Annotated in this window: 11 protein-coding genes and 1 pseudogene; 7 read left to right on the top strand and 5 right to left on the bottom strand. The window is 63.0% G+C overall.

Annotated features, from left to right (window positions below):
- Positions 1 to 44: 44 nt before the first annotated feature.
- A complete protein-coding gene (locus ACTJLC_RS27970) occupies positions 45 to 2,246 on the bottom strand; it encodes a hypothetical protein (RefSeq protein WP_310313535.1) in 2,202 nt (733 codons plus the stop codon).
- A 464-nt stretch (positions 2,247 to 2,710) separates the two neighbouring features.
- Here ACTJLC_RS27970 and ACTJLC_RS27965 point away from each other — a divergent pair, with 464 nt between their 5' ends.
- The 3 genes from ACTJLC_RS27965 (at position 2,711) to ACTJLC_RS27955 (ending at position 5,258) form a co-directional block, all read left to right on the top strand.
- Positions 2,711 to 3,757 (top strand): sensor histidine kinase, encoded by a 1,047-nt coding sequence (locus ACTJLC_RS27965; RefSeq protein WP_310135559.1) that lies wholly within the window; start codon positions 2,711 to 2,713, stop codon positions 3,755 to 3,757.
- Positions 3,758 to 3,936: 179 nt separating this feature from the next.
- Positions 3,937 to 4,785, top strand: coding sequence for an oxidoreductase (locus tag ACTJLC_RS27960; RefSeq protein WP_310135560.1), 849 nt, complete (start codon positions 3,937 to 3,939; stop codon positions 4,783 to 4,785).
- Positions 4,786 to 4,871: 86 nt separating this feature from the next.
- The gene (locus tag ACTJLC_RS27955; protein ID WP_310135561.1) at positions 4,872 to 5,258 is read left to right on the top strand and encodes a BON domain-containing protein; all 387 of its coding nucleotides are present in this window, start codon (positions 4,872 to 4,874) and stop codon (positions 5,256 to 5,258) included.
- Between the two features lie 76 nt (positions 5,259 to 5,334).
- Here the strand turns inward: ACTJLC_RS27955 and ACTJLC_RS27950 are convergent, their stop codons facing one another.
- Complete coding sequence (locus tag ACTJLC_RS27950; protein WP_073428952.1) at positions 5,335 to 6,723, bottom strand: aminotransferase-like domain-containing protein; 1,389 nt, start codon at positions 6,721 to 6,723, stop codon at positions 5,335 to 5,337.
- 157 nt (positions 6,724 to 6,880) lie between these two features.
- Here ACTJLC_RS27950 and ACTJLC_RS27945 point away from each other — a divergent pair, with 157 nt between their 5' ends.
- The 3 genes from ACTJLC_RS27945 (at position 6,881) to ACTJLC_RS27935 (ending at position 10,253) form a co-directional block, all read left to right on the top strand.
- Entirely contained in the window at positions 6,881 to 8,167 is a 1,287-nt protein-coding gene (locus ACTJLC_RS27945) for a hydroxymethylglutaryl-CoA reductase, degradative (RefSeq protein WP_310135563.1), read from the top strand.
- A 209-nt stretch (positions 8,168 to 8,376) separates the two neighbouring features.
- The gene (locus ACTJLC_RS27940) at positions 8,377 to 8,874 is read left to right on the top strand and encodes a hypothetical protein (protein WP_310135565.1); all 498 of its coding nucleotides are present in this window, start codon (positions 8,377 to 8,379) and stop codon (positions 8,872 to 8,874) included.
- A complete protein-coding gene (locus ACTJLC_RS27935; RefSeq protein ID WP_310135568.1) occupies positions 8,874 to 10,253 on the top strand; it encodes a tripartite tricarboxylate transporter permease in 1,380 nt (459 codons plus the stop codon). The genes ACTJLC_RS27940 and ACTJLC_RS27935 overlap by 1 nt, the downstream gene beginning before the upstream one ends.
- A gap of 72 nt (positions 10,254 to 10,325) precedes the next feature.
- Here the strand turns inward: ACTJLC_RS27935 and ACTJLC_RS27930 are convergent, their stop codons facing one another.
- Entirely contained in the window at positions 10,326 to 10,889 is a 564-nt protein-coding gene (locus tag ACTJLC_RS27930; protein ID WP_310118531.1) for a thioredoxin family protein, read from the bottom strand.
- A gap of 333 nt (positions 10,890 to 11,222) precedes the next feature.
- On the opposite strand from ACTJLC_RS27930, the gene ACTJLC_RS27925 reads away from it, so the two are divergent.
- The gene (locus ACTJLC_RS27925; RefSeq protein WP_310135572.1) at positions 11,223 to 13,013 is read left to right on the top strand and encodes a cytochrome c biogenesis protein DipZ; all 1,791 of its coding nucleotides are present in this window, start codon (positions 11,223 to 11,225) and stop codon (positions 13,011 to 13,013) included.
- A gap of 297 nt (positions 13,014 to 13,310) precedes the next feature.
- Here ACTJLC_RS27925 and ACTJLC_RS27920 read toward each other — a convergent pair whose 3' ends face one another.
- Positions 13,311 to 13,616, bottom strand: a complete 306-nt coding sequence (locus tag ACTJLC_RS27920) for a PAAR domain-containing protein (RefSeq protein ID WP_310135575.1) — start codon at positions 13,614 to 13,616, stop codon at positions 13,311 to 13,313.
- A 9-nt stretch (positions 13,617 to 13,625) separates the two neighbouring features.
- A pseudogene (locus ACTJLC_RS27915) lies at positions 13,626 to 13,721 on the bottom strand (T6SS immunity protein Tli4 family protein); the annotation flags it as partial.
- Between the last annotated feature and the right edge of the window lie 118 nt (positions 13,722 to 13,839).

Raw genomic sequence — 13,839 nt, 5'->3', positions numbered from 1 at the left:
GCAATGTTTATCCGCGCGGCGTCGCCGCAAAACAACGGCGCACGTCAGTACGGCGATATCCACGGATGCAAATGGCTGATACGCGCGCCTTGGCCGCGCACCCATTCGAGTGCGTACTGGCTCGTGCCGGTGCGCGATTCCTCGACGCCGCGCGTGCTGTTGCGCACGCCGTGGCCGATGGTTCGGCCGTGATGGCAGAGCGCGTCGATGCGCCCGCCCGGATAGCCTTGCGCAATCTGCTCGAATGCTGCACGGTCTTGCGCAAGCAGCGCCGAGCGGGGCTGTTCGATCTCGTGACGCGCGACTTCGGCAATGACGCGCAGGACCCCGGCGCGTGAAACGAAGGTGCCCGTGCGCATCACCTTGTTCATCCGCGTGTGCATCTGTTCGGTTGTCTGCCCGACGTGCACCTTGACCACGCGTTCAAGCGCGCCGCGTGAGATCACCTGCAATAGCGCCGGCTCGCGTGTGGCTTTGTCCCAGAGCCGACCGATGCGGTTTTCGAGCTGTTCGCTCTGATTGCTCCGGGCAGCGCGCTCGCGTATTTGTGTCTTGCTTCCTTCGCGCAGATGCTTCAGTGTCTGGTGGTGAGCCGACAGTTGCTGACCGATATCCTCCACTTCATCGGATACGGTCATATGGCGTGCGCTGAGCTTTGCGTAATGCTCGAACTCTTTCTTGTGCTGCTCCGCGTATTGAAGTATTTCGCCTTGCAGACGCCCGATGCGGATTTCCAACTGATCGATATCGACACGGCTTGGACCTGCTCCAACCGTATCGAGCTCATCTGTCTTCGGCTTCGGCGCGCCTTCGCGCGTGAGCCTGTTGCGCTCGGCGTTCACTTCGTTGATCTTGTCTTTGTAGTAGGCGTCGAGCCGGGGCGCCACGCGCTGACCCAGCGCTTCAATGTCGTCGATGTCGATGATCCCGGCGAAGCGTTTCTCCACCGCCTCGATCATGGCCTGAAACGCCGGGCGATTCGCGGTGAGCGCGGCGGTCACTCTCTCGACCTGCTCCGCTGCGAGCGCGATGTCCGGACCGATCAGGCGCAACTCACCGAACGTCACGCCGGGCGATTGACGTTGCACCGCGGCCTGGAGGTTCTGCTGCGCGTTCCTGAACGAGCGAAGTACCTCGCGTGTCGCGATTTGCGCGGGTGTCACGCCCAGCCAGCGGCGAAACCCATTCATGTAGTCCATGGTCTTGCCTTGCCGCCGCGCAACCGTCGCTACACGCAAGCAACGGGCGAAGTCCTCCACCAGCAAAGCCTCGACGACGGGATACAACGGCTTGAGCCGCGGATGCAACACGAGTGCCATGAACGCCTGCAACGCTTGTTCCGCGTCGACTTGCGGTTGCGCAGCACCGCTTTGCGCGATGCGATCGAGCGCGGTGGCGAAAGACTCCTCGAACTGGCGCTCGAGATCCACCGGACGGCGCGACCGTCGGCCTTGCGCGGGCTGCAGGGCGTGCAGCCATTCGGTGACCTTGCCCGCAAGTTCGGGACTCACGGTATCGATCATTTCGAAGGCGCCGACGTCCGCCAATGCGCGCAGCGCGTCGCGGCTCGCGACGGCTTGCACTTCATGCGCCGCCTTGCCGCGGCTGCTCTTTAGCAGTTGGGCCTGTTGTCCCAATGCGGCGATACGTTGCTCGTGCGCGTCGCGCAGATCGGCGCGGCTCGTGGCGACTGGCGACGGACGAGGTGCGGTGGGCGCGTCGGCGGTACGGGCTTCATGCAATTGTTCGAGGCGGCTCGACTTTTCCTCGAGTGACGCGTTCAGTTTTTCGACGGCCGCACGCGCGTGTTCGCACTGTTTGCCGAGCGTGTCGACCGTGCGCCGCGCAATGTCGCGGCGGGCTTCGAGCCGCGTGATGGCCTGCTGCACGTCGGCTTGCGACATCTCTGGCGCATCGGGCGCATCGGCCGCATCGGCCTGAGGCGGCGCCTTCAAAGCGAGCAATTGAGCCTCGGCTTCGCGGATTTCGTTGGCGAGTGCCAGCACCGCGTCGACATCGCGTTGCCTCGCCGCGAGCACGGTCGCACGGCTCGCAGGCTCCGGCGCTTGCTGCGCGAGGGGCGTCGCGTCGATCGAGGACGATGACGACGCGCCTTCAGCCGCCGGCGCACGCGCCGGCAAGCCGGCGATGAGCGGGTTCGCGCCGGCGCGCAAGCCGCGTCCCCGTGGCGTAGGCTGCCGTGCGCCGGGTTGTGCTCCGCTCGTCGCGGTTTCTTGCTCCGGCACTTCGTGAGGTCGTTGCGGTGATCGAATCGGCTGAACCATATGCATCCTTTCGTCGGGCGGCGGCTCACCGATGCTGCCGCTCGAAAGCAGAGATATCCGCGACGCATGAGCCTATGACGCGCCCATTGTGATGGCCGGCATTCCGCAAGCAACGAAGAGGCGGCGAACAGGCGGCGACGGTGGCGAACCGCCGAGCGAGCATCGGGCGGCATCGTTGCCGACAGCGCAGCCGTACCGCGTCCGCACCAGCACCGAATAACGGACTGCGCACTGGAACTGTCCGCGGCCAATGCGAACGGCATGCCCCGGAATCCAAGGTTTACCTGCGCTGCATGGCCAAGCCGTGAACTGTCACAGGTACAGTTGGCTGTCTGTAGTCGCTAACTGTACCTTTCAAAAGGGTACAAACCACCTATTATTCGCGCATCCACTTCCGGCAGAACGAGAGCACCAGGAGAACGAAGATGATCGCGTATCCGACCCATCCATGTGACGCGCTGTTGGAATCATTCGAGCGGGATCGCGCCAGTTCGGCCCGCCTTCCGCGAAGTCTGCCGGTGCGGGTATGGGGCGTGTGCGCGGTACTGTTGGTGGCCGGCATGGGCGTCTATTGCGTGCGTCTGGAGGAAGTGTCCGCGTGGCCGGTGCGGGCGAGCATTGCCCTGCCGCTCATCGTGATGACTGTTCTCGCAATGAGCGTTGCCACCCTGGCGAGCCTGAAGGTGTTCGAGCTTCTGGACTGTCTGAAGCAGCTCACCGCCGCAATCGAGGCGGAAGATGGCGAGGGTACAGGGGCGGCGCTATCCGAACACGGTCCGCGGGCCGTTGCGGATCTGGCTCGCGCGATCAACCGCTCCGCACGTCATCGCGCGGGGCGACAGGCGGAATTGCTTCAGGTGCTCGCCGCCTATGCGCACGATCAGCGCACACCGCTGACACGGATGGGCATGCGCTGCGAACTGCTCGACGACCCGGCGGCGCGGGAAGCCTTGCAACGCGATCTCGCGGAGTTGGCCGAACTGGTCGAGGCCAGCCTCTCCTGTGCGCGGATGCAGTGCAGCGCTGGAGAAAAGACCCAGCGCGTCGACGCGGACGATCTGCTGGGCGCATTGATCGGCGACTACCAGGACGCGGGCCGCACGGTTGCGCTGGAGGGACGCGTGGGGCGTCCGGTCGTCACCTGCCCGCATGCGTTGCGCCGTGTGCTCATGAATCTGATCGACAACGCGCTGCGTTACGGCGGCGACGCGCGCCTGTGCGTCCGGGTCGAAGCGCGCCGGCTGGTGCTGGCCGTGGTGGACTCGGGACCCGGTATCGTCCCCGCGCAGATGGATGCGGTGTTCGCGCCGTGGTACAGGTCGCCGGAGACCGCCGCGCGTGCGCCGGGTTCGGGATTGGGGCTGGCTATCGCACGGCGTCTGACGCTGGCGATGCGCGGCGAGCTTCAACTGGAAAACCGGCGCACGGGAGGTCTCGAAGCGCGGCTCACCTTGCCGCTAGTCGCCGCCTGAGTGCGCTCGCTTCAATTCTTTTTATCCTGCTTTGTCACGCGATACGTTTCGATACGCCGTGGACATACACGAGATACATGACCTACTTCTAATGGCTATAGGGCGTCGGTTTAGCCAGATCGACAACGGCTCCGCGCATTCTCAGCAATATCGATCGGAACAAATAAGGGAGCTTAAACATGAGTGGCAGCAAAACCTGGTTCATCACCGGCTGCTCAGGCGGTTTGGGTCGTCAGCTTGCCGAGGCCGTACTCGCTAGCGGTCATACGCTGGTGGCAACAGCGCGGGACGTGGCGCGTCTGAATAGTCTGGTGGACACATATGGCGATCGGGTTCGCGTGATTCCATTGGATGTCACCGATCCCGCCGCGGCGCGCGGTGCTCTTAATGTCGCCGTGGAGCACTTCGGCCGCCTCGACGTGCTGGTGAACAACGCGGGCTACGCCGATCTTGCGTCGATAGAAGATGTCAGCGACAAGGCGCTGCGCGACCAGATGGAGGTCAACTTCTTCGGCGTGTGCAATGTCAGCCGCGCGGCGCTGCCGATCATGCGCAAGCAACGAGCCGGCCACATCATGCAGATCTCCTCGGTCGGCGGACGAGTGGCGGGTCCCGGACTCGCCGCCTATCAGGCAGCCAAATGGGCAGTGGGAGGTTTCTCCGAAGTGCTGGCCAAAGAGGTACGCGATTTCGGCATCAAGGTGACGATCGTCGAGCCGGGTTCGATGCGAACCCAGTGGGCCGGTTCGTCGATGAGCATTGCGCCGATCAGCGACGCGTACAAGCCGGTCATCGAACCGGTTGCCGCACGGCTGCGCCGCATCGACGGAAATCAGCCCGGCGATCCCGCGCGGATTGCGCGGGTGCTGCTCGACATTGCCGGCTCGCCGACGGCGCCGTTGCGATTGCTGATGGGCAGCGACGCTGTCGCGGCTGCCAGCGAAGCGGCAAGATTCCGCGCGGAAGAAGACGCGCAATGGCGTGAAGTGAGCGAATCGGTTGCGTATCCGCCGGTTCACGCTGAATGAAGCTGGCCGGATGATTTGCTGGTGGCAATGGTGTACTGGAACTCGAACGACTTTTTCTCATACCTCGAATAAAGGATCATGAAATCATGAAACTCAGACTACTCGCCATGAGCAGCGGCCTTGCTATCGCTGTCGCGGCTTTCGCGTACACGCCGGCATTCGCGGCGGACGCGGCGGCTGCCGCATCGGATACCACCGTCGCGGCCGGCACGCAGGCAACGCCGACCAGGAAGTCGGTTCGCGCGGCCAATCGCGCATTTTCCAAAACGGTCCAGAAGGCTATTTTCAAAACCGCGGGTCTGCAGGACACGACGATCGCCGTGTTCGGTAATGCAAAGACCGGGCATGTGACGCTGGCCGGTCAGATCTCAAGCGAGGATCAGGACGGGCTGGCTGTGGATGCCGCCAGGAAAGTGCAGGGCGTTAGCTCGGTTAGCAGCAAACTGACGTTGCGCGAGCAAGGCGGCGGTTAAACGGTAGCCGCGGCGGTAGCGGCGTCACCGATACGCGATATCCGCAACTGCAATTGCGGATATCGCGTTGCGCGGTTTACGGCGCCACCGCACGCAGAGCGTTGACGAATCGTTCGTCGGCGAGATAGCTGACGTTGAATCTGCAATATGCCGACACCTGATCCGATGCCGGCGAAAAAACGGCGCCGGGCGCGAGGATCACGCCCCGTTCGAGCATGGCCTTCGCGAGCTTCATCGAGTCGGGCCATTCGGGCAAGGACGCCCACAAGTACATGCTTTGCTCGCTTTCCTTGAAGATCTCCGCGCCCAGTTTCTTCAATGAATTCTTCGCGCTCGCTGTCGCGCGCCGCAGCTTTTCCTGAAGCTGATTCGTGTGCCGCAGGAAATGACCGTCGCTGACGATAGCGGCCAGGGTTCGCTCGCTGTATTCGGAACTGCTCACGTGAATCAGCATTTTTACGTCGGCAAGATCGCTCGCGAGTGCCGCATTGCATGCCAGAAAGCCGACGCGCAACGCGGCGGAGACCGACTTCGAAAAGCTGCCGATGTAAATGGTGCGGCGTAACTGGTCGAGTGTGGCGATGCGCGTCAATGCGCGCGGTTTCAGATCGGCGAACGCGTCGTTCTCCACAATCACGGTGTCGTGCATTTCGGCGAGTTGCAGAATGCGATATGCCTTTGCCGCGCTCGTATCCGTGGCCGTGGGATTGTGTCCCACCGATTGCGTGAAGAACAGCTTCGGCCGATATTCGATCATGCAGCGCTCGAGCTCGGCGAGGTTGGGGCCGTCGACTTCGCGCGGCACGCCGATGATGTTGGCGCCGCTCAATTTCAGTTTGCCGAAGAGCGGGTAGTAACCGGGATCGTCCACCAGCACCGCGTCGCCAGGCCGCACGAAGTAGCGCAATACGAGGTCCATTGCCTGATTCGCGCCATGAGTGAGGACGATCTGCGAAGGCGGGGCCTCGATTTCGTATCCCGACAATTTCTGTTGCAACGACTGGCGCAGCGGCAGATAGCCGTAGCGGCTCCCGTATCGAAAGAGCGACGCGACGCCGGTGCGTACCACCCGTTGATGGTACTGATCGAGACGGGTCGCTTCCAGCCATTCGATAGGCGGGAAGCCTTCGCCAAGATTGAGCACCTCGGGCTTGACCTGCAGTTGTTCGCGCATTAACCAGACGGTATCCATTGCCCGGTCGAGCACGCCTGTTTCATCGGCCTCGGTGGCGGCCTTCACTCGCCGCGCGACATAGAAGCCCGAGCCGCGACGCGGTTCTATCAAGCCCCGTGCCGTGAGCATTTCGAATGCGCTGATGACGGTGTTCTTGGAGCACCCCGATGCGTCGGCATATTCCCTGATCGAGGGTAGCTTGGCGCCGGTGGGAATAACGCCTTCTTCAATCTGTTTGGCGAGATTGTCTGCGATGGAACCGGATAGGCTGACATTGGCGCGCAGGCTCATCGTCGCTCCGCGAGAAATAGAAAGTGTTATGGGTATGGCGCTGGAACTGTAAGCTCAAACTGTACCTTTAAAAGGGGTACGGTCTGCCTATTATTGATCCTTTAATTCATGGTCGCAAGCGCGAATCAATTCAGCGACCGTCACCGGAGGACAATTAATGGCAATCGATTCGACGCTTCCGAATTTCCGCTCACTCAGTCCCGAAGAACGTCTTGTGCAGGTCTGCAAGGCGGCCGGTCTCGACGCTTCGCAGCACGCGCAATTGGCCGGGCCGGGTGCGCTTTCGCTCGAAACGGCCAACGGAATGATCGAAAACGTCATCGGCACTTTCCAGTTGCCCATGGCGGTAGCCGGCTATTTCCAGATCAACGGAAAAGACGTGATCGTGCCGATGGTGGTCGAGGAACCTTCCATCGTCGCCGCTGCTTCATTCATGGCGAAGCTCGCGCGAGTGGGCGGCGGCTTCCATACCTCGAGTACGGGACCACTGATGCGCGCACAGGTACAGGTGGTCGGCATAAGTGACCCGCATGGCGCGCGACTCGCGATTCTCCAACGCAAGAACGAACTGATCGGCCTCGCGAATAGTCGCGACAAAGTACTGCTCGGTTTGGGCGGCGGCTGTCGCGACATCGAGGTACAGGTCTTTCCGGATACGCCGCGAGGCCCGATGATCGTCGCGCATCTGATTGTCGACGTGCGCGATGCGATGGGCGCCAACACGGTCAACACGATGGCGGAGTCGGTCGCCGAGCGCGTCGAGATCATCACCGGTGGCAAGGTGCGCTTGCGCATTCTCTCCAATCTCGCCGACTTGCGACTCGCGCGCGCCTATGTGCGGTATTCGCCGGACACGCTCGCCACGAAAGAGTATTCAGGCGAAGAAGTCATCGACGGCGTGATCGAAGCGTATCTGCTGGCCGCCATCGATCCCTATCGCGCGGCGACGCATAACAAAGGCATCATGAACGGCATCGATCCGGTGATCGTCGCGACCGGGAACGACTGGCGCGCGGTGGAAGCGGGGGCTCACGCCTATGCGGCCCGGAGCGGCCGTTATTCATCGCTCACGATATGGGAGAAAGCGGAGAACGGCGATCTCGTCGGGACGATCGAGATGCCGATGGCGGTCGGGCTGGTTGGCGGTGCAACGAAGACGCATCCGCTCGCGCGTCTCGCGCTCAGGATAATGGACGTCGACTCCGCGCAGGAACTCGCGGAGATTGCGGTCGCCGTCGGCCTGGCCCAAAACATGGGAGCCTTGCGTGCACTGGCGACCGAGGGCATTCAACGCGGTCATATGACATTGCATGCGCGCAATATCGCCTTGGGCGCGGGCGCGACGGGTGGGGATGTTGACTGGCTAGTCCAGAAAATGATAACTTCAATGGACTTTCGCACCGACTTCGCAAAAGAAGTACTCAACGGTCCACGCGATGCATGACATTTTCGAGGGCTCGATTTGCCGGCGTCCGCAACGGGCGGTCTCCGGCAAGCGGGCGCGGCCAACGCATGGGTCGCGTTCGTCACCCATCACGATTTCAGATGGTGTTGTATTCAGCAGGAACCGGAGAGCAACGTAGCGAAGTGTTTGTCCGTCTCCGCGAAGAATGCGTACGCTTTGAATAAACACTTCGATCAGGAGAGAGACAATTGGAACAACCCAGTGCCAGTGCAACGCCGGCCGCGAGAGACGGTTCCGGCATTCGCGCGCGCGCCGACGCATCGGCTTTCGTGCTCGCCGAAGTATGGGGCGACACGGTCGACCTCCGGCATCTGGCGTGGTCCGTGGTACTGGGTGTAGCCCTGAGTGTCGCGGCGTTCGAGGCCGGTCAAGCGGTGTTGTCCTCGGCTGCGCGCGATCCGGCAATCGTGCGTGCCTATGCCATGCTGATCGGACTCGGCGGATGCGTGGCGGCGGGCGCGCTCAGTGCTGTTTTCTTCCCGCCAAAGCGCGTTGTGATCGAACACACGGTCGACGAATCGGACCGGCTGCGGGTGCTCGATCAACTCGGTGAAGAATGCGGCGGCATCGGATCGCTCTCCGATCTTCCGGCCAGCGCCGTGGCCGAATTGAGGGAGCTGGGGCTGTACGGTCCGTTTGCCGCCTACGAGGCTTCCCGAGTAGCCGGGCACGAGGGGAAGCGCTGATGGACTCGCTGCTTCACGCGCTACCCGTGGCTCTCGCAATGGGACTGATCGGCGCCGTCGTGTTCGCCGCGATCGGCCTCGTCTCAGGCACTGACGAAACCACGACCATCGCGCCGCTGACCTTGCTCGTGGCCTTGCTCGGCGTGCCGCCGGCCGGGGTATTCACATTTTTCATGTCGGGCGCGATAGCCAAGCATATGACGCACGCCATTCCCACCGCGTTGCTGGGCATTCCGGGCGACACGATGGCTGCGCCGCTTCTGCAGCAAGCCGCGATGCTGCGCTCGCTGGGCGTGCCGCATATCGCCTTGCGCAAGATGATATCCGGCGCGATCGTGGCGGCCTTGGTCGCGGTGCCTTTCGCCGTGCTGTTCGCGGTCATGCTCGCGCCCTTCGGCGGGGTGATCGCGAGCGCCGCGCCGTGGGTGTTCCTGTTCGCGGCAGTGTCCATCGCCTATTGTTCGATGGGTCGATGGGCTTCGGTGCTGTTGCTGATTCCGTTTGTCTTGCTGATCGTCGGGCTTCAGGCGCTGACGCGCAGTCATGGGGTCAACCTGAGCGTGAGCTATTTCCTCGGCATTGCCATTGGTCCCTTGATTACCGACCTGTTCTCGATACTCTCGCCGGCGGAAAGGCGGCGCATGCGTCGCGACAGCATGTCGAGATTCGCGCTGGCACCGGACCTCAAGGGTTGGCGCGGGTACTTTCCCAATCCGCTCAAGGTGCTCGACCGGCAGCAGATTGCCTATACCGTGGCGACGGCAGCAGTGTCGAGTGCAACGTTTGTTTTCAGCCCGGTCGCAATGACGGTGCTCATGGGCGAAGTCGTCGGCGCGCGAATCCGGCACGCGTACCAGCGTCTGACCACCGTCATCGCCGTGCGGAACGGCGTGACCGAAGCCACTTATATTGCCGAGGCGCTGATTCCGCTCATCGCGTTCGGCTTGCCGCTCAGCCCGGTGGCGGCGGGGCCCGCCGCGCCGCTCTTCAATGCGCCTCCGCGCTTTACTGTGAATGAAGCAACCGGACACATCGACAACCTGCATACGCTGATGTCGACGTGGCAGTTCCTGGTGTTCGGCTTGCTGTCGGTTCTTCTGGCGGCATTGATCGCTTATCCGCTCGCCATGAACCATGCGCACCGCGCGGCTTCCTTCGTCGCGCGCAAGCTGAGTCATGAGGCGATAATCGCGACGTTTTCCGGCCTGATCGCGGTGATCGGTCTCTGGGAAGGACAGTTGCTCGGGCTTGCCGTGATTCTCACCGTCGGCCTTTTTGGCGGATTGCTCGCCCGGCTGTTTGCGTTTAATACCGGCGTCCAGTTCATGGGCTACTACGCCGCCGTGCTAAGCGTGCCGGCGATCACCAAGCTGTTCTGACGCGCACCCCTCGCGCCGCTGGCGGAGGCGCTTCGTGCGCCTTCATCGGTTCGATTCAATACCGCGGCGAAATCAGCCTTGTTTTCCGTCGAGGCCGAGCAAGCCGCGGATCTTGCCTTCCGTTTCCGCATAGCGGCCCTCGCCGAAATGGCTGTACACCAGTTTGCCGTTCTGGTCGAACAGATACAGCGCGGGCCAGTATTGATTGCCGTACGCATCCCATGTCGCGTACTGGTTGTCCTGTGCGACCGGGTACTCGATGCCGAAGCGTTTCACCGCATTCTTCAGATTGCCGGTGTCGCGCTCGAACGAGTATTCGGGCGTATGCACGCCGACGACCACCAGTCCCTTGTCGTGATAGCGGGCGTACCAGTCCTTGACGTGCGGGAGCGTGTGCGCGCAATTGATGCAATCGAATGTCCAGAAATCGACGAGCACGACCTTGCCGCGCAATTGCGCCTGGTCGAGCGGCGCACTGTTGATCCAGGTGCCAATGCCCGTGAAAGCCGGCGCGGACGCTCCGGTTTGCAGCGAGGACGTCTGGCCGGTCGCGCCGCCGGTATAGGCGAAGCCGGCAAGCAAGGCTGCGCCTGCCACGCCCGCGACGATGGCGGCCATCTTGAGACGATCGAACATGAAGAATCTCCAATGAGTCAGTACCTGAGCGTATTGGAGCGCATGGAAGTATCTGGCTTGTGTCCGCCGCGGGCCGGTGTGAAATTCTTCGTGTCGCCAGCGCGGCCAGATACGTTCGGATACAACGAGGACGGCGGCCCGCGGCCGGATGGCGGCGCTTTGTATCGCCATGTGTCGCGGGCCGCAATCGATACATTGCGTTGCGCGTTGCCCGTTTGCTGAAATCCTCCCGATACATGAGAGCGGTGGAATACGGCTCATGGCCCGTTACGCCGTTTCACGCGGCGTTCGATGCCGGTCCGTCCAATTGCCTACTGTCTGGATACCGATCTCATGTTACTCATCGTCATCGCATTCCTCGCGGGCGTGTTCACTATCCTGAGCCCCTGCATTCTGCCCGTCGTGCCGTTCGTGTTCGCACGCTCCGACCAGCCGTTCGTGACGGACCGCCTGCCTCTTCTTGTCGGCCTCGCGGGCACCTTTGCGCTGGTGACCGGGCTCGGCACGGCCGGTCTGAGCGGCGCGGCGCAACTGAGCGAGTACGGGCGCTGGATATCGCTCGCACTTTTCGCGGTATTCGGCGCGGCGCTGCTGTTCCCGGAGATTGCGTCGCGCCTGTCGCGCCCGCTTTCCGGTCTCGCCGACCGCTTCGTCGCGAGTTCGCAAGGCCAGGGCGCGACGCGCCGGATCGGCTCGGCGGTGTTGCTCGGCGCGGCGACTGGCCTGCTGTGGGCACCGTGCGCGGGACCCATTCTCGGCCTGATCCTGACCGGCGCCGCGCTGCATGGCGCGAGCTGGCAAACCGGGGCGGCGCTCGCCGCCTACGCCGGCGGCGCAGCGTGCTCGCTGGCGGTCGTGTCCGGGCTGGGCAAGCGCTCGCTGGATCTGCTCAAGCGTTCTTTCGGCCTGGGCGAGGGATTGCGCCGTGCAATGGGCGCACTGGTGCTGCTCACCGTGGGAGCGATCGCGCTGGGCATCGACACGCGGATTCTCGCGTACGTTCCGTCGGCTCCGACCAACGCTATCGAGAGCAGGCTGGTCAATCTGCTCGCAACGAAGAAGCCGGTGCCCGCAGCCGCGCAAGCGGACCGCATCGTGCGCGTGTCGAGTACGTCGAACGTGTCGAACGTGTCCGGTGCCTCGACGCCTGCCGCTCTGCCCGTGCAGGGCCGCCTGCCCTCGCTCGACGGCGCGACCTCATGGCTGAACAGCGCGCCGCTTTCGAGCGACGCGTTGCGCGGCAAGGTTGTCGTGGTCAACTTCTGGACCTACTCGTGCATCAACTGTTTGCGGACCTTGCCGTATCTGAAGACATGGGCGCAGCGCTATCACGACGACGGCCTCGTCGTGATCGGCGTGCACACGCCGGAGTTCGGCTTCGAGCACGACGCGGGCAACGTCGAACGCGCGCTGGGCGACCTGAACATCCACTACCCGGTGGCGATCGATAACGGCTACCGCATCTGGCAGGCGTTCGGCAACCAGTACTGGCCGGCGTTTTATATCGTCGATGCGCAGGGCCGCATCCGCTATCACCACTTCGGCGAAGGCGGCTATGACGAAGCGGAACAGGCCATCCGGCAACTGCTGGCCGACCACGGCGGTTCGCTGCCCGCCGCCGCCCGGCAGCCGGTGCAGGCAACCGGCGCGCAAGCCGCCGCGGACCCGGCGGATGTCGGCTCGGGCGAGACCTACGTGGGTTACCGGGAGGCGCAGGGCTTCGCATCGCCACAGCGCGTGAAGCGCGATGCCGCGTTCGCCTATACGCTGCCCGCGCAACTGCCGCTCAACAACTGGGGGCTGGCGGGCGAGTGGAACATCGGCGCGGAGTCCGCCGTGCCGACCGCGCGGCAAGGGCGCATCGCTTATCGCTTCCATGCGCGCGACCTGCACCTGGTGCTGGCGCCGACCGCGGATGGCAAGCCCGTGCGCTTCCGTATCACCGTCGACGGAGCGGCGCCCGGCGCGGCGCACGGTGCCGATGTGGCCAGCGACGGTATGGGTGTGGTGACGAGCGCGCGTCTGTATCAGCTCGTGCGTCAGCCGGGTCCGGTGAATGACCGCACGTTCCAGATCGAATTCCTCGATCCAGGCGTGAAGGTGTTCAGCTTCACATTCGGTTGATCATGCGGCAGCCTGGCAATCGAGGTGCCGCGATGGAATAAACCGATACGCTCGATTGTTATACGAGGCTCGATCCGCGCTTTCGCGACACGGGACTGTCTATTCAAATGAGAGCGGGCTCTTGCCTGTCGCCCATGGGCAAGAACACATGCACGCCTCAGAACGTCAACACGTCGGAATGCATTTCAGCGATGCACAACCCGTCATGGTTGCCACGATCGCCAGCAGCAGCATCAGACTGAATATGCGCTTCATCATCACGTCACCCTCCTTGGTATTCGTTATCGGTTCGCTGCGTCAGCCGTGCAGCGGCGTCTGCACGTCAACGTAAGACGTCGTTTGCGACGGCACGAGACGCGGATGCGGTGTGCAAAGACAGGCACACAGATCATCGCTCAATGCTGCCTGCCGGCCGTCTGGTCCTGTCGTGGAAATGCGCGCGCCCTCGCACTTGATCAACCCAACAGTCTTGCAGACCGGACACAGGACGGGATCGGTTTCGTAGGCTTGCTCGCGCCCGCCGAGCAGGTCGTTACCGTCACCACCCTGCACAATGCCACCCACCGTCGTTTTGTCGCCTTTCACAATGTCGTAACGTCGCATCGTACGCTCCTACACTGCACCCGGTCGCGGCCGGAGGCTATTCAGCAGGGCGTCCCATACCTGCAGCGCTCCCGCCTCATTGACCGGCGACGTTGCCTGATCAGGGTAAGCGACTCGGCCCGACCGTTTCCCCGTTCGCGCGCGCGTGAGGCATGGTGGTGATGGTTGTGTCGGAGTCAGTGTAGATCAAGTGAGATCGTGTCCACGATCGGCGATCGTGGGC

Source organism: Paraburkholderia sp. 22099, assembly GCF_052045835.1.
In the GTDB taxonomy this organism is placed as follows: domain Bacteria; phylum Pseudomonadota; class Gammaproteobacteria; order Burkholderiales; family Burkholderiaceae; genus Paraburkholderia; species Paraburkholderia terricola.
The sequence above is the reverse complement of the archived record's forward strand: the minus strand, read 5'-3'. Positions and strand labels throughout refer to the sequence as shown.

What these genes read in the sequence shown, in the direction of transcription:
- ACTJLC_RS27965 (WP_310135559.1), top strand. Translation starts at nt 2,711, where the DNA reads ATGATCGCGTATCCGACCCATCCATGTGACGCGCTGTTGGAATCATTC.
- ACTJLC_RS27960 (WP_310135560.1), top strand. Translation starts at nt 3,937, where the DNA reads ATGAGTGGCAGCAAAACCTGGTTCATCACCGGCTGCTCAGGCGGTTTG.
- ACTJLC_RS27955 (WP_310135561.1), top strand. Translation starts at nt 4,872, where the DNA reads ATGAAACTCAGACTACTCGCCATGAGCAGCGGCCTTGCTATCGCTGTC.
- ACTJLC_RS27950 (WP_073428952.1), bottom strand. Translation starts at nt 6,723, where the DNA reads ATGAGCCTGCGCGCCAATGTCAGCCTATCCGGTTCCATCGCAGACAAT.
- ACTJLC_RS27945 (WP_310135563.1), top strand. Translation starts at nt 6,881, where the DNA reads ATGGCAATCGATTCGACGCTTCCGAATTTCCGCTCACTCAGTCCCGAA.
- ACTJLC_RS27935 (WP_310135568.1), top strand. Translation starts at nt 8,874, where the DNA reads ATGGACTCGCTGCTTCACGCGCTACCCGTGGCTCTCGCAATGGGACTG.
- ACTJLC_RS27930 (WP_310118531.1), bottom strand. Translation starts at nt 10,889, where the DNA reads ATGTTCGATCGTCTCAAGATGGCCGCCATCGTCGCGGGCGTGGCAGGC.
- ACTJLC_RS27925 (WP_310135572.1), top strand. Translation starts at nt 11,223, where the DNA reads ATGTTACTCATCGTCATCGCATTCCTCGCGGGCGTGTTCACTATCCTG.
- ACTJLC_RS27920 (WP_310135575.1), bottom strand. Translation starts at nt 13,616, where the DNA reads ATGCGACGTTACGACATTGTGAAAGGCGACAAAACGACGGTGGGTGGC.